General features: G+C 53.4%; 14 protein-coding genes. 10 read left to right on the top strand and 4 right to left on the bottom strand.

The window, feature by feature from the left end; translation table 11 throughout:
- Positions 1–13: 13 nt before the first annotated feature.
- Entirely contained in the window at positions 14–2,878 is a 2,865-nt protein-coding gene (locus tag CR46_RS0116235) for an insulinase family protein (protein WP_030074439.1), read from the bottom strand.
- 8 nt (positions 2,879–2,886) lie between these two features.
- On the bottom strand, positions 2,887–3,564 hold the full coding sequence (locus tag CR46_RS0116230; RefSeq protein ID WP_030074438.1) for an SOS response-associated peptidase: 678 nt from the start codon (positions 3,562–3,564) through the stop codon (positions 2,887–2,889).
- A gap of 186 nt (positions 3,565–3,750) precedes the next feature.
- Here CR46_RS0116230 and CR46_RS0116225 point away from each other — a divergent pair, with 186 nt between their 5' ends.
- Positions 3,751–4,365 (top strand): TetR/AcrR family transcriptional regulator, encoded by a 615-nt coding sequence (locus CR46_RS0116225; RefSeq protein ID WP_030074436.1) that lies wholly within the window; start codon positions 3,751–3,753, stop codon positions 4,363–4,365.
- 14 nt (positions 4,366–4,379) lie between these two features.
- Positions 4,380–5,024 (top strand): 1-acyl-sn-glycerol-3-phosphate acyltransferase, encoded by a 645-nt coding sequence (locus CR46_RS0116220; protein ID WP_406567281.1) that lies wholly within the window; start codon positions 4,380–4,382, stop codon positions 5,022–5,024.
- A gap of 63 nt (positions 5,025–5,087) precedes the next feature.
- On the opposite strand, the gene CR46_RS0116215 is transcribed toward CR46_RS0116220, so the two are convergent.
- Positions 5,088–6,362, bottom strand: coding sequence for an HlyC/CorC family transporter (locus CR46_RS0116215; RefSeq protein WP_030074432.1), 1,275 nt, complete (start codon positions 6,360–6,362; stop codon positions 5,088–5,090).
- Positions 6,363–6,480: 118 nt separating this feature from the next.
- Positions 6,481–7,278 (bottom strand): cytochrome C assembly family protein, encoded by a 798-nt coding sequence (locus CR46_RS0116210; RefSeq protein WP_030074430.1) that lies wholly within the window; start codon positions 7,276–7,278, stop codon positions 6,481–6,483.
- 261 nt (positions 7,279–7,539) lie between these two features.
- Here CR46_RS0116210 and ffh point away from each other — a divergent pair, with 261 nt between their 5' ends.
- From ffh to CR46_RS0116170, 8 genes are all read left to right on the top strand, one after another.
- Positions 7,540–8,958, top strand: a complete 1,419-nt coding sequence (gene ffh / locus CR46_RS0116205; protein WP_030074429.1) for a signal recognition particle protein — start codon at positions 7,540–7,542, stop codon at positions 8,956–8,958.
- Between the two features lie 290 nt (positions 8,959–9,248).
- Positions 9,249–9,497, top strand: coding sequence for a 30S ribosomal protein S16 (rpsP, locus tag CR46_RS0116200; RefSeq protein ID WP_009724081.1), 249 nt, complete (start codon positions 9,249–9,251; stop codon positions 9,495–9,497).
- Positions 9,498–9,570: 73 nt separating this feature from the next.
- On the top strand, positions 9,571–10,116 hold the full coding sequence (rimM, locus tag CR46_RS0116195) for a ribosome maturation factor RimM (RefSeq protein WP_030074426.1): 546 nt from the start codon (positions 9,571–9,573) through the stop codon (positions 10,114–10,116).
- A 101-nt stretch (positions 10,117–10,217) separates the two neighbouring features.
- Positions 10,218–10,979 carry a tRNA (guanosine(37)-N1)-methyltransferase TrmD gene (trmD, locus tag CR46_RS0116190; RefSeq protein ID WP_030074425.1) on the top strand — a complete coding sequence of 254 codons (762 nt, stop codon included), beginning with the start codon at positions 10,218–10,220 and terminating at the stop codon, positions 10,977–10,979.
- A 194-nt stretch (positions 10,980–11,173) separates the two neighbouring features.
- Positions 11,174–11,530, top strand: a complete 357-nt coding sequence (gene rplS / locus CR46_RS0116185) for a 50S ribosomal protein L19 (RefSeq protein WP_009724084.1) — start codon at positions 11,174–11,176, stop codon at positions 11,528–11,530.
- 126 nt (positions 11,531–11,656) lie between these two features.
- Positions 11,657–12,538, top strand: a complete 882-nt coding sequence (xerD, locus tag CR46_RS0116180) for a site-specific tyrosine recombinase XerD (protein ID WP_030074423.1) — start codon at positions 11,657–11,659, stop codon at positions 12,536–12,538.
- Complete coding sequence (locus CR46_RS0116175; protein WP_030074422.1) at positions 12,513–13,304, top strand: DsbC family protein; 792 nt, start codon at positions 12,513–12,515, stop codon at positions 13,302–13,304. Before xerD ends, CR46_RS0116175 begins: the two co-directional genes overlap by 26 nt.
- An 84-nt stretch (positions 13,305–13,388) precedes the next feature.
- Positions 13,389–14,705, top strand: coding sequence for a homoserine dehydrogenase (locus tag CR46_RS0116170; protein WP_030074419.1), 1,317 nt, complete (start codon positions 13,389–13,391; stop codon positions 14,703–14,705).
- Position 14,706 lies beyond the last annotated feature (1 nt).

The following is a 14,706-nucleotide window of genomic DNA, read 5'->3' as shown; positions in this document are numbered from 1 at the left end:
GCTAAATCAGTACTTAGCGTGGGTCGGTAAACGGCACGCGTGCTTCTCGGTAGGGAGTGATATCACTGGGCGAATCGCCAGGGTTATAGCGAATATCTAACTGGTGTGATTGAAGAGTAGGCCACAGTGCTTGCAGTTCTCGCACGCTAACATCCAACGCTAGTGTGGCAAGTTGTTCACGGCGATCAAAGCGCACGTCCTCCAGTGCTGTGGCTTGCCAGTAGCGGTTTGCCATGCCCTGTAAGCTCGTGTCTCGTTGGGTCAAACGAGAATGAACGGCTTGACGATGTGGTGCTAACGCTTCCTCGGTTAGTGTGTTCAGGCGCTCGCCTGCTGCTGCCATAAAGGCGTCCATGCGCTCGGCGATCACACCGCTTTCAACATCCGGCGACTGCACTACCAAGGCAATACCCGGCGCTTCTAGCAGGGGGGAATAGCCCGCATTAACAATATAGCCAAGCTGCTCCTCGGTACGCAGTTGCTGATAAAAGGGTGTGTCCAACCACTGAGCCAACACGCTAAGGCGTGCCTGCTCTTCAGCGGTCTTGTCGCGGCCCTGCAAATAACGCAGCACAAGTGACTCCTCACGGGTGCTGTGGGGGTGGAGCACGGCAGATTCATTGCTTACCTGGAGCGGTTCAAGCGTTGGAATGTCTTCACGAGTGAGGCGCGGCGTTAACGCTCCGCGTATTACATTAGCTTGCTTACGCGCTAGATCTTGGTCCAGATTACCAACGGCCATTGCGTCAATGTATAGCGCATCTAAAAACCGTTTTCGGAAGTTTTCCAAATGGTGACGCTCTAACCGCTGGCTGGCGTCAAGTAATTCAGCCGTTGACCACTGAGGGGTCAATAATGCTTCGCCCAGTGCACGGCTTGCTTGGCCATAAAGCGATGCTTGGGGAGCATTGCGCCACTCGCGCTGAAATTGATAACGCACACGTTCAAAAGCGCCGGGGGAAATATCGGCGTGCTTAAGCTGCTCAATCGCCTGCTCTATCAGTGGCGTTTGGCCATCCCGCCAGCCTGAAAACGACAGCGTAATACCACGTCCGTGAGGATAGGCACTGAACGATTGGCCAGCCAACCAGGCTGGATATAACGACTCGTTTAGACTGTCATTTAACCAACCCGCTAAGAGACGGGTAAGGACCGCTTCTTCTGGTGAGTAGCTGGCGCTGGGGTGTTGAAGGCTTACTCGCCACTCAACGCTTGGGGTGTTAAAGCGGCTATCTTGCATGTGCCATGCGGTAAACGAAGGCACATCAATCAACGTCTCAGGGCGCTCGTCTTGTCCCGCCTTGAGGGTGAGGTCGCTGGCGATAAAAGGGTTGGGTTCAGGTAGCGCTAAACCACCAAGTGTTTGGCCTGGCTGGGTGGGGGGGAGTTCTTTCCACTGGGTGTTGAACCAGGGGGAGATGGTGTCACTTTCTACATCCGGCGCCGAGTAGAAGCGCAGCATGTTGTCTGGTGTCAGCGCATCGAGATACACCTGCTGGCGCTCACTATCCATGCCATCCATCCGATAAGGCGCATACTGCACATCATCCACTGGATAGCGAGAAAGACTCATGGCTAAGCGAGTGGCTTCCTGCTGCGGTGCGCCATGCTGCTGAAAACGAAATGCTTGTTCATTTAGGTTTTGTTGTTCTTCGTAACGCCATTCAGCCAATCCTTCCTTACGTATTTGCTCAATGGCAGCAAACAGCGTGGCCTCGATATCGTCCAGCCGCTGCGCACCAGCAGGCGTTAAGCTAATGGAAACAGTAAACAGAGCTTCATTGCCGTCTCCTCGGCCCACTCCCGCCGAAAGTGCATCTGCAAGACCCTCTTTGCGTAGCGCTGCCAATAAACTGCCGTCACCTTCATCGCCAAGCAGATGGGAAATTAGCTGAGTTGGTTTGGTACGGTAGTCGTCGGTAGGATCAGGAATCGGGAAATAGAAGCGTAGCTGACGGCGATCCTGTAATGACTGACGTTCAATGTAGCGAGGCAGCGTGTCTGGATCGACCAGCGGTGCGTCAATGGTTGGGACGCTTAGGTCGTTATCTGGAAGGCTGGCAAAGCGTTCCACTACCAGTGCTTCAAGGGTATCAAGCGGCTGGGGGGCAACAATAGCCAACTTCATTACGTTGGCATCATAGTAGCGATGATAAAAATCAATCACTCGCTCACGCAGGGTGGCCTCACCTTCCGGTGGGCTTGCCAGGGTGTCACGGCTGCCAACTGCAAAGCCCGTGGTGGCATTATCTGGGTTGAGTAACTGGTTCAGTACATCGTTTTCACGGCGGGATTCATCGCGAATGCGAGCCATGTACTCAGAGTGAACAATATTTCGTTCGCTTTCCAACTGGTCGGCGTTAAACAGCGGTGAAAGGAAAAATTCGCTAAAACGATCCAATGCGCCCGGCAGCGCTGAAGGCTCAATATCAAAAAAATAGTTGGTATCTTGCTGGGCGGTAAACGCGTTGTGGGAGCCTGCATTATCCGAAATATAGCGCTGATAGGCATCAGACTGAGGGTACGGTTCAGTGCCCAAAAACAGCATATGCTCTAAGAAGTGGGCTAGCCCTTGCAGGTCGTCAGGGTCTTGAGCGCTGCCAACGCGAACGTTCATCGAGGCAGCGGCTTTATCGGCGTCTGGGTCGCTCACAAGTAACGCTTGAAGGCCATTTTCTAGCGTCAGCACGCGATAGTCGCGTTCATCAAAAGGGCTGACGATAGGGGTAATGGCGTCTTTTACAGGGGTGTCTGGAGTAAGTGCCGTATTTTCAGCAAAGGCGAAAGAGGGCACGTACCAAGCAACGCCTATGACAACGCCGATAAGGGCCTGCCGTGCAGCGTAGTGGTTGGGCAGAGGTTCATTAGATCGCAACATTACGGCTCCTATGACACAGCCCAGCGCAGCATTGGACCCACCGGATGGGCGCAAGACAATGACTGATAGGCAGGGTTATTAACATGTTTTGATACCGGAAAAGCGCCTAACAGTTCCAATGGCGCGGGCATTAATAATGAATTGAGTGATTCAGCAGGGGTTGTTGGATCCAGCCAGCGCGTTAGGGCGTCTGGGGGGATGACAACGGGTAAGCGGTCTGTAAGTGAAGAAAGGCAAGCGTTGGCTGGCACGCTGATTAGCGCCGTCGAGTCAGTAAAGGCGGTGAGCGTTGTGTGGTAGCGGCACCATAACGCGCCCAATAAGAGTGGCCCCCGATTAACGTGGGTGACTAAGTAGGGTTGTTTGCTGTGTGCTTGTATTTTCCAGATATAAAATCCGCTAACGGGAATGACGCAGCGTCGAGCGCTAAACGCTTCGCTAAACATGGCACGTTGGTTAAGGGTTTCTGCTCTGGCGCAATGGGGGGCGTGGTCGAGTACTTTTAGCCAAGGAGGGGTAAGCCCCCAGAATAATGGCTGAAGCTGGTGGCGGCCCTGTTCAAGGCGTATTGCCGAGACAGGCTGGCGGGGTGCTAGGTTAGGCGATTCGATCAGTGGTTCAGCATTAGTAAGCGAGGGTACAAGGCGTGATAGCGCGAGGCGCTGTACGTGAAGGCGTCCCGTCATGCCTGTCTCCTTATGCGAAATAGGGGAAGTGATGGTGCAAAATGGCGGGGTGGCACAACATTAGGTTAAATGTCGTGTTTTAGTGTCGAAAACAGTGTTCGATGTAAGGTATCCTAGCGTATCCCTTGCTCACGCTAAAGCGCGATGAGGCCTCCTCCTGTTTGCCGCTGACCTTAAGAGATCGCCATGGCCCGTCCTAGACAGCATGCGCCCGATGCCCTTCACGCGCAGGTCATGCACGCTTGTGATGAGTGGTTGGCTAAGCAGCCAGTCCATGGTTTATCACTGCGTGCCCTGGCCAGAGAAGTGGGTTGCGCGCCAAGTACGCTGCTGAAATTATATGGCAGCTTTAATAACTTATTGCAGTACGTCAACGTTGAAACGCTGGCACGCTTACAGCATACCATTACTAGCCTGGCAGAAGATGATCCGGAGCCATGGCTGCGCTCGTTAGCACTTGCTTATTGGCGTTTCGCTGAACAGGGTTGCTATCGCTGGCAACTGTTATTTGATTATCCTCTCGCCCAAGAAGGTGAATTGGACCAGCGCCAGAGCGACCTGATTGAAGCGCTGTTCACTCAAGTAGAAACATCGCTAAAACAGTATCAGCCAGCATTAGACGACCTGGAGGCACGACGCCTTGGTCGTACTCTTTGGGGAAGTGTGCATGGCTTGGTACAACTTGGGCTAAATGAGCGCCTAGGTTATTGGCAAGGGCAGCAGCTAAAGGTGGATGAACTACTGGATCAGCTAATGAGCACAGTGCTGGCTGGCCTTCGCCACCGGGAGGCAGGGACGTGACGTGGTGGTTGAAAATGATTCGCTGCTTACTGCGTCGCGTTATCTATGTGGTTATGCGGATATGCTACCGCTTCTCTGTTCATGGGCAAGACTATCTGCCTAAAAACGGCGCGGCGTTAGTGGTGTGTAATCATGTCAGTTTTATGGACGCGCTGGTGCTTGGCGGCGGTAGCCCCAGGCCGCTGCGGTTTGTGATGGATCAGCCTATTTTTGAGTCTCGCTGGCTAAAGTGGTGGTTTCAGCTAGTGGGCGCGATTCCGATTGAGTCAGAGCGGCACAGCCCTGGGGCGTTGCGTCGGACGCTGGATGAAGTAAGCCAAGCGTTGCGGGCAGGTGACGTTGTGATGGTCTTCCCTGAAGGGCGGATAACCCCTGACGGCGAAATTCATAACTTTCGGCGCGGACTCGAAACTATTCTTGCCCGCGATAATGTGCCGGTAATTCCCGCTGGTTTAGCGGGGTTGTGGGGGTCTTGGACGTCACACTACGGTGGCAAAGCGCTCAAAAAATGGCCATCGCGTTTTCGTGCCCCGGTCAGTCTTCACTTTGGCCCACCTGTCTCAATTCATGAGGTAGAAGGTGTTGCGTTGCGTCGCTATTTAGAAACCCGGGTGAGGGCGCTGAAGGCGGCAGGCGATAGCGAAATCGCCCACCGTTAAACGATATCTGCTATATCACCTCTGTCTCAGCCACAAAGTCGCACCGTCTGGCGCAATAGTAGATTAGCGACGTGCAAGGCGCAGCTTTTGCCAGCAGCGTGCCGAGGTGATTAGGTTGTCGCGGATTTCTAAAATCTCCATCCGCGTATTGCCGATCTGTAAACAGGCAGGCCCTTCCGGAAATGCTTCCAGGTGCTCAAGAATTAAGCCATTCAGGGTCTTAGGGCCATCGGTAGGCAGTTGCCAGCCCAGCATTTTGTTGATTTCTCGGATGTTGGCCGTGCCTTCAATCACATGGCTGCCATCATCTTGCTGATGGATCTCTTCATCCTCTGAGACGTCGGTAGTAAATTCCCCGACAATTTCCTCAAGAATATCTTCGAGCGTTACCAAGCCTTCTACGTCGCCGTATTCATCCACCACGATGCCAATGCGGCGCTTCTGTTTTTGGAAGTTCAACAGTTGGGTATGCAACGGCGTGGATTCTGGAATGAAATACGGTTCCCGCGCTTCTTGGACAATTGCCGCTTTGGTGACTTCGCTGCGCGATAAAAAACGCGCTGCGTTGCGTAGGTGCAACATGCCAATAATATTGTTGATATCGCCTTTGTATACGGGTAATCGAGTGTGCTGACTGGTGCGGATCTGGGTCAGGATATCTTCCAGCGTGTCGTCGAGGTCGATGCCCAGCACTTCGTGCCTTGGCACCATGATGTCGTTAACCGTGACATTCTCAAGGTCAAGAATCGACAGCAGCATAGCACGGTGACGATAGGGAATAAGTGTGCCTGCTTCATGGACGACGGTGCGTAGTTCATCGCGGGTTAGGCTGTCACCACCGTTCTCAACGCTTTTAACGCCCATAAGGCGCAACAGGCCATTAGAGATAACGTTGACTAGCCACACCAAGGGATAAAGTAGTTTGAGCAGTGGCTCCAGGCCCAGCGAGGTGGGGTAAGCGATTCGCTCAGGTTTGATAGCCGCGTAGGTTTTAGGCGTGACTTCGGCAAAAATAAGAATCGTAATCGTCAGCAGTGCAGTAGAAATAGCGGGGCCTGAAACATCACCAAAGAAGTGAATAGCGATGATGGTAGCAATCGAGGCGGCTAAATTATTGACGAAGTTATTGCCAATTAGGATGACGCCAATCAATCGGTCGGGGCGTGTTAACAAGCGCATAACACGTTTGGCGCGGCGATCACCGCTGTTCGCTTGGTGGCTAAGTCGATAGCGGTTTATCGACATCATGCCTGTTTCAGAACTGGAGAAAAAGGCAGACAGCAGTATCAGTATGGCTAGCAGGCCGAACAGTAACCCCAGGGGGAAGTCGTCGCTCAAGTCGAAAGTTCCTTTGTGGCGTATTAGGCTCGATTTGTAGAAGTATGGAAGTGGCCTGTCAAGACCACTGTTATCAACGCCAAGCTAAGTCAGTGCTGATAATGCGATAAGCATGTGTTTAGCGATTGAGCAATATTTCCAGTACAAACTTACTGCCAAAGTAAGCAAGCAGTAACAGTACGCACCCACCTAGCGTCCAGCGCACAGCACGCATGCCGCGCCAGCCAAAACGATATCGACCCACTAAAAGCGTGGTAAAAATAATCCAGGCGCCCAGCGAAAGTACCGTTTTATGTACCAAATGCTGAGCAAACATATTGTCGAGGAAAATGAGCCCGCTGATGATCGAGAGTGTTAGCAACAGAATGCCCGACCATACCAGTTCAAACAGTACTCTTTCCATGGTCGTCAGCGGTGGTAACGATTGCACAATGCCGCGAATATGGTGATGGCGCAGTGCTTGGTTCTGCAAGCCGACTAATACCGCTTGAATCGCTGCAATCGCCAAAACGGCAAAGGCCAGAGCAGAGCTGACGGCGTGTAGTAAAATGCCGGGTGTTAAGCCGCTGTGACTGCCCTGGCTAGGAAGCCAAGTGGCAACAATAAGCGCGATACCCGCGAGAGGGAATAGCACAATGCCAGCGTTAAGCACAGGCTTAAACAAGCTGGCGACCAACACCACATTAACAGCCACAGCCATCAAAAGCGTAGCGCTGGTAGTGAAGCCGGGAAGTAGCCCCGGGGCTGCACTAACAAGTTCTACAACCACTGGGATATGCAGCAAAAGTCCCAGTGCACCGAGTAAGCGCACCATACCCTGGCGGGGTGGTACGCGGCGAAATAAAGTCATGCCCTGCCAAATAGCAGCGGCAACATAAAGAATAAAAGCGATCGTGGCGAAAGGGAGCGCCTGCATGATGCTATCCGTGCGCCTTGCAGCGCGTTGTTGAGATCAATGTTGTAAAGACAAGGCTATAAAAACCGGCATTGTGAAAATCAGCAATGCGAAACCGTTCAATCTAGAACAGTCTGCCTACTATAACCAATCATAGCGGCGTCGCACAGCCATCGATAACCAACGTTGACGACCATGGAGACTCGCGCGGCGAGCGCGTATAATCGCCTACACATTCGTCCGGTGAGACCGCCCGGCGACAACGACGGAGGCAGAGGCCCCATGTTTCAGAATCTGAGTGAGCGTCTTTCCCAGACGTTGAAGTCGATCAAAGGCCAAGCGCGGCTAACTGACGACAACATTAAAGACACCCTGCGCGAGGTGCGTAAAGCCCTGTTAGAGGCCGATGTTGCCTTGCCAGTGGTGAAAGCATTTATTGAGCGTGTACGCGAACGTGCTGTTGGTCAGGAAGTCTCGAAGAGCCTTTCGCCAGGCCAACAATTTGTCAAAATCGTCCAGCAAGAGCTGGAAGCGATTATGGGCGAAGCCAATGAAGGCTTATCCCTGAAAAGTTCGCCTGCGGTTGTGTTGATGGCCGGCCTGCAGGGGGCGGGTAAAACCACCTCTGTTGCCAAGCTGGCGCGTTACCTGCGCGAGCGCGAAAAGAAAAAAGTGCTGGTAGTCTCTGCCGATGTCTACCGCCCAGCGGCCATCGATCAGCTTGAGACGCTGGCAAAAGAAGTTCAGGTGGATTTCTTCCCCTCTCGTTCCGATCAAAAACCGGTGGATATTGCCACGGCGGCGATCAAGCACGCCAAAATTCAGTTTCATGATGTTGTCCTAGTCGATACCGCGGGGCGGCTAGCCATCGATGAAGCGATGATGGCCGAAATTCAGGCCCTGCATAAGGCCATTTCACCGGACGAAACGCTGTTTGTGGTTGATGCCATGACCGGCCAGGATGCGGTGAATACAGCGAAAGCATTTCACGATGCTCTGCCGCTGACCGGGGTGATTCTTACCAAGGCTGACGGTGACGCCCGTGGTGGTGCGGCGCTTTCGGTTCGCCATATTACTGGCAAGCCGATTAAGTTCATGGGGGTTGGTGAGAAGGTAGACGCCCTTGAGCCTTTCCACCCGGATCGCGTGGCATCACGGATTCTGGGTATGGGCGACATGCTGTCGCTGATCGAAGAAGCCGAACGCACGGTAGATAAAGATAAAGCCGCTAAACTGGCCAGTAAGGTCAAAAAGGGCGATGGCTTTGATCTGGAAGATTTTCGTGATCAGTTACAGCAGCTCAAGAAAATGGGTGGCATGGGCGGCCTGCTTGGTAAGTTACCCGGCATGGGGCAAATGGCAGAAATGGCCCAAGGCCCCGGCCCGGAAAAAGAGCTTGGCAAGCTAGAAGCGTTGATTAACTCTATGACGCCAAAAGAGCGCCGCAAACCAGATATTATCAATGGTTCGCGCAAACGTCGTATTGCTGCGGGTGCTGGCCTGCAAGTGCCGGATCTAAATCGTCTGCTAAAACAGCATAAGCAGATGCAGAAAATGATGAAAAAAGCGGGCAAAAAAGGCGGCATGCAGAAAATGATGCGCGGTATGTCCGGCATGATGGGCGGCGGCGGGCCGGGTGGACCAGGTGGTCCCGGTGGCATGGGCGGTATGGGTGGCCCTGGCGGCCTTCCTTGGCGTTAAGCCACTGTTGGCAATGTCGCAACGTGCTTGGCAAGGTTGACGGCTTATGAGTTTTCTGGCTGTCAGGCTTTCCAAGCCGAGCGCATTTGCGTAGAATGCGGCCTCTTCATGCGTGGGTGTTGGCAAAAATGCGCAAGCATCGGCTTACTATCTGCCAGTGAAGATCCTGATGGTACGCAGCAAATCACTGATTTTGATCTGCGGTACCGAGAAAATAGTATGACGAGTGTTCTGTTAGCGATCTGCGCTATTTCACACTCTCGTAACCTCAACCGAAGGATAGTTATCGTATGGTTACCATTCGTTTGGCACGTGGTGGCGCCAAAAAGCGTCCCTTTTATCACCTGACTGTTACTGATTCACGCAACGCCCGTGACGGTCGTTTCATCGAGCGTATCGGTTTCTTCAACCCGGTTGCCCGTGGTCAAGAAGAGCGTCTGCGCGTTGATCTTGAGCGTGTTACTCACTGGCAGAGCCAAGGCGCACAGCTGTCTGGTCGCGTTGCTGAGCTGGTTAAAGAAGCGCGTAAACAGGCTTAAGCCTTTTAGTGCGTGGCTGTCAGTAAGTGATAGTAGGTGATGTTGTCGTTGTAATTTGTTGGAGCGGTCGTCGATGACGCGTTTTGAAACTAGCCATACAGACGACGCACATGTGGTGCTTGGTAAGCTAACTAGCCCTCACGGGATTAAAGGTTGGCTTAAGGTCTACTCCTATACCAATCCCATAGACAGCATCATGGAATACCCCGAGTGGTGGGTGCGCCAAGGTGAAACCCTTACGCGCATGACCGTTATTCAGGGTCGTCGGCAAGGCAAAGGTCTTGTGGTGCAGCTAAAAGGTATTGATGACCGAACGGCAGCCGAAGCGCTGGCGCAAACGGACATCGTGATGCCGAAAGAAGCATTGCCTACGCTTTCCGATGATGAGTATTACTGGCATGAGCTTGAAGGCTTAACCGTCTTTACTCAGTCAGGCGATCGGCTAGGGCAGGTTAGTTACCTGTTTGAAACCGGCGCAAACGATGTCATGGTGGTGCGCGGTGATAACGACGCAATCGACAAGCGTGAGCGACTGTTACCTTTCTTACCCGACGATGTGATTGTTGAAATCAGCCTCGACGATGGCCGTATGGTCGTTAATTGGGACCCTGAGTTTTGAAAACAGGCCTGAGTAAGCAGTTGTTGAGCGAGCTCACAGTAACTGATTCAACCGTTACTGCAGCAGACGGCGAAGAAAGCAGCCAGACGGATGCTCCCGCGATGTGGATTGGCGTGGTGTCGCTGTTTCCAGAAATGTTCGATGCGATTACTCAGCAAGGTGTGGTCGGTCGAGCGGTAGAGAAACAGCGTATTGCCCTGGAGTTTTGGAATCCGCGCGACTACGCCACTGATCGCCACCGCAGCGTGGACGATCGCCCTTACGGCGGCGGCCCCGGTATGCTGATGAAGGTAGACACGCTACGTGCGGCTATCTTTGATGCTCGGCAACGAGCAGAGCAAGCGACGGGACAATCGCCCACCGTGATCTATCTCTCGCCCCAAGGGCGTAAGCTGGATCAGCAGGGTGTTCAAGCGCTCGCCTCAGCAGGCCCCTTAGTTGTGGTCGCTGGTCGTTATGAAGGCATTGATGAGCGCGTGGTAGAGAGTGACATTGATGAAGAATGGTCAATTGGTGACTATGTGCTGAGCGGCGGTGAGTTGCCTGCAATGGTGCTGATTGACGCGGCGGCACGGCTGGTACCCGGTGTATTGGGCCACCAGGATTCCGCTATCGAAGACTCGTTCAATGACGGTTTGTTAGACTGTCCGCACTATACCCGTCCTGAAACGATCGACGGGCGACAAGTGCCTGATGTGCTGTTAAGCGGTAATCATGCGGCTATCAAGCGCTGGCGGTTAAAACAGTCATTAGGCCGTACATGGCAACGCCGTCCTGATCTGTTAGCAGGACGCACGCTTGATGCCGAGCAGCAACGGCTTCTAGACGAGTTTATCGAGGAACACGCTTTGTCAGCGAAGTAGCTGTTTGTCAGCTAATCAAGACAGAGCGGCGGTGCAGGGCGAATAAGGCAGATCATCTACTAGATAGAGACAGTCAGCCTACGTACCTGCGTCACCCATAACGACTCCCGCGTGGCTCGCTTCGAGCGCCGGGATCACGGTTTGCCCCTCCCACAACTGCGTGGCAAGCCATTACGTTATTCAGGAGTATGAAAATGAGCAGCAAGAACAAGGTGATCCAGGCGATCGAATCCGAGCAAATGGGTAAAGAGATTCCGGCCTTTGCACCGGGCGACACCATTGTCGTTCAGGTTAAAGTAAAGGAAGGTACCCGTGAGCGTCTGCAGGCGTTTGAAGGTGTGGTCATCGGTAAGCGTAACCGTGGCCTGAACTCCGCGTTCACCGTACGTAAAATTTCACACGGTGTTGGTGTTGAGCGTACCTTCCAGACCTACAGCCCGCTGGTTGACTCTATTGAAGTCAAGCGTCGCGGCGACGTTCGTCAAGCCAAGCTGTACTACCTGCGCGAGCGCAGCGGCAAGTCGGCGCGTATCAAGGAAAAGCTGGCTTAACGGCCACTTTTTCACGGGCGCACGCTGTTTTTGACAGGCGTTGTGCTCGGATACTAAAACCCCGTCACCGCTTTGCGGGGCGGGGTTTCTGTTTGTGTGGTGCCACCGTCAAGAGGCCGTTAGCCTATGAGCGTGATTGATGCCTATCTGGATGCCTTATGGTTAGAACAGGGGGCAAGCGACCATACGTTAGCGGCTTATCGTCATGATTTAACCGCTTGGCAGCAACAGCTCGAAAGCGCTGGGGAAACACTGTTAACCCCTTCGCCTGAGCGTTTCAGTGAATGGTTGGAAGCGCGCCGAGAGCAAGGTTATCAACTACGCAGCAATGCACGGCTGCTTTCGTCGCTGCGCAGCTTTTATCGTTGGGCGCGGCTTTATGGGCATATTGCCAACGACCCATTAGCTAATGTAGCGCTACCGCCAGTGCGACCCAGCCTGCCGAATACCTTGGAAGAGGAGGAAGTGGAACGTCTCTTGCTTGCTCCTGATACCAATACTTTGCTTGGGATACGTGATCGCACCATGCTTGAACTGCTGTATGCCTGTGGGCTGCGTGTGTCGGAATTGGTGGGATTGACGGGCGATGCGATCAACCTTCGCCAAGGGGTTGTCCGCGTAAGAGGCAAGGGCGATAAAGACCGGCTGGTCCCGATGGGAGAAGAAGCAGCCGAGTGGATCGAGCGTTATTTGAAGACGGCGCGCCCTGCATTGATGCAAGATCCTACGCGGCCGGCGCTATTCCCTGGCCGAGCAGATAAAGCCATGACCCGGCAAACGTTTTGGCACCGTATTAAAGTTCATGCGATAACTGCAGGAATTACCCGTCCTCTGTCGCCGCATACGTTGCGCCATGCGTTTGCGACCCATTTATTGAATCATGGGGCTAATTTGCGGGTCGTACAGCTGTTGTTAGGTCATAGCGATCTATCGACAACGCAAATTTATACGCATGTTGCCCAGGCGCGCTTGGAGCAGCTGCATGCCGAACACCATCCGCGAGGTTGAAGATACAATGCATCAACGTAGGTCTTTAGTTGCTAAATCCTGTGTTCCCTGGCTGGCGTTGACGGGCTTGTTACTGCCCGTTGTGGCCAGTGCCGACGCCGTTGCAGAACGTTTGGCGGAAACTTTACAAGTTAATGGCCAATCAATGCCGGTGGAGCAAGTAAACGCAACGCCGATGGATGGGGTGTACCACGTTATTCTTGATAGTGGGGAGTCTTTCTACTCCAATGCCGATGGCAGCCACTTTTTGGTAGGGGACCTCTACCAAAATGCGGATAATGGGTTGATTAACTTAACCGAGCAGGCGCAAAACCAGGAAAGAGCGGAGGCGCTTGCTTCTATTCCAGCGAGCGAGCGAGTCGTTTTCCAAGGCGTAAATGAGCCTAAAGCCACGGTTATTGTATTTACTGATCCAACCTGTCCTTACTGCGTGCGTCTGCATGAGGCGATTCCAGAGCTTAACGAACGTGGTATCGCTGTACACTATATGGCGTTCCCGCGTGCAGGTATGGGCAGTGGTGCCGCGACGACGCTTGAGCAAGTATGGTGTTCAGAAAATCGCAGCGAGGCTATGACGCAAGCCAAACAAGACCAAACGTTAGCAGCTTCGGCTAACTGCGATAACCCCGTTGCCGAACAGTACGAATTAGGTAAAGTGCTGGGGGTGCAGGGTACGCCCGCCATTGTGTTGCCTAACGGGCAAATGGTACCTGGGTTTGTACCCCCCGACCGGCTCGTTAGCATGTTAGGCTTGAACGACGAATAACGTCACTTAAGTGACGAACGATAGCGCTGAGACACTGATTTAAGAGGCGGCACCTGGGGTGCCCATCACGAAAGGGGAAGTATTTTGAAACCGGTAAGAGTAGGCATTTGTGGGTTAGGTACGGTCGGTGGCGGTACATTCAACGTATTAACACGTAACGCTGATGACATTAGCCGTCGTGCAGGCCGCCCGATTGTGATTGAGCAGGTTGCCCACCGCAGTATTCATCCTGACTGCGATATTACCGGCATTAATGCGACCTCTGACGTGTTTGAGGTGGCTAACAACCCCAATGTGGATGTGCTGGTAGAGTTAATCGGCGGTTATGACATCGCCCGTGAATTGGTACTGACCGCTATTGAGAACGGCAAACACGTCGTGACTGCCAACAAGGCCTTGATTGCGGTTCACGGTAACGAAATTTTCCGCGCCGCTCATGAGAAAGGCGTTATTGTTGCCTTTGAAGCAGCCGTTGCGGGCGGTATTCCGGTCATCAAATCGTTACGCGAAGGCCTGGGTGCTAACCGCATCGAGTGGGTAGCGGGCATCATTAATGGCACCGGCAACTACATCCTCACGCACATGCGTGATGAAGGCCGCGCGTTTGAAGATGTGTTGGCTGAAGCGCAGGCGTTAGGTTATGCCGAATCTGATCCCACCTTTGATGTGGAGGGTATCGACGCTGCCCATAAGTTGACCATTCTGGCATCCATTGCCTATGGCGTGCCGCTGCAGTTTGAAAAAGCCTTTACCGAGGGGATTTCCCGCATTACCGCCGAAGACGTTGAGCAGGCCGATAACCTGGGCTACGTGATTAAACACCTGGGTATTTCTAAGCGAACTGATCAAGGGCTGGAACTGCGGGTTCACCCGACGCTGATTCCTAAAGAGCGCTTGCTGGCCAATGTGCACGGCGTTAAAAATGCGATTGCTGTGATGGGCGATGCAGTTGGCCCAACGCTTTATTATGGCGCTGGGGCTGGCGCTGAGCCAACGGCTTCTGCGGTGGTCGCTGACCTGCTAGACGTGGCGCGTGACATCACTACCGATCACCACTACCGGGTGCCATATCTGGCCTTTAGCGGCATTGATGAAGATGTGAGCCAACTGCCTATTATGCCGATGGAAGACATCACCACGGCGTATTATCTGCGTCTGCTGGCGGTGGATCGTCCCGGTGTATTGGCACGTGTCGCCACCATCCTGGCTGAGCAGGGCATCTCTATTGAGGCGCTGATCCAGAAAGAAGCGACCGAAGGTGAACTGGTGCCGATCATTCTGCTGACGCACCGCACCAAAGAAAAGCAGATGAACGAAGCGATTCGTGAGATCGAGTCCATGGCGGATATTGCTGGCCCGGTGACCCGTATCCGCGTTGAAAGTCTGGACGAAGGAGAGTAAC

The organism is Vreelandella neptunia (assembly GCF_000712975.1).
Lineage (GTDB): Bacteria > Pseudomonadota > Gammaproteobacteria > Pseudomonadales > Halomonadaceae > Vreelandella > Vreelandella qaidamensis.
Note: the sequence above shows the minus strand (reverse complement) of the source record. Positions and strands in the feature narration are given on the sequence as shown.

Coding starts and splice junctions, on each gene's coding strand:
- CR46_RS0116235 (WP_030074439.1), bottom strand. CDS start 2,878: ATGTTGCGATCTAATGAACCTCTGCCCAACCACTACGCTGCACGGCAG.
- CR46_RS0116230 (WP_030074438.1), bottom strand. CDS start 3,564: ATGACGGGACGCCTTCACGTACAGCGCCTCGCGCTATCACGCCTTGTA.
- CR46_RS0116225 (WP_030074436.1), top strand. CDS start 3,751: ATGGCCCGTCCTAGACAGCATGCGCCCGATGCCCTTCACGCGCAGGTC.
- CR46_RS0116220 (WP_406567281.1), top strand. CDS start 4,380: ATGATTCGCTGCTTACTGCGTCGCGTTATCTATGTGGTTATGCGGATA.
- CR46_RS0116210 (WP_030074430.1), bottom strand. CDS start 7,278: ATGCAGGCGCTCCCTTTCGCCACGATCGCTTTTATTCTTTATGTTGCC.
- ffh (WP_030074429.1), top strand. CDS start 7,540: ATGTTTCAGAATCTGAGTGAGCGTCTTTCCCAGACGTTGAAGTCGATC.
- rpsP (WP_009724081.1), top strand. CDS start 9,249: ATGGTTACCATTCGTTTGGCACGTGGTGGCGCCAAAAAGCGTCCCTTT.
- rimM (WP_030074426.1), top strand. CDS start 9,571: ATGACGCGTTTTGAAACTAGCCATACAGACGACGCACATGTGGTGCTT.
- trmD (WP_030074425.1), top strand. CDS start 10,218: ATGTGGATTGGCGTGGTGTCGCTGTTTCCAGAAATGTTCGATGCGATT.
- rplS (WP_009724084.1), top strand. CDS start 11,174: ATGAGCAGCAAGAACAAGGTGATCCAGGCGATCGAATCCGAGCAAATG.
- xerD (WP_030074423.1), top strand. CDS start 11,657: ATGAGCGTGATTGATGCCTATCTGGATGCCTTATGGTTAGAACAGGGG.
- CR46_RS0116175 (WP_030074422.1), top strand. CDS start 12,513: ATGCCGAACACCATCCGCGAGGTTGAAGATACAATGCATCAACGTAGG.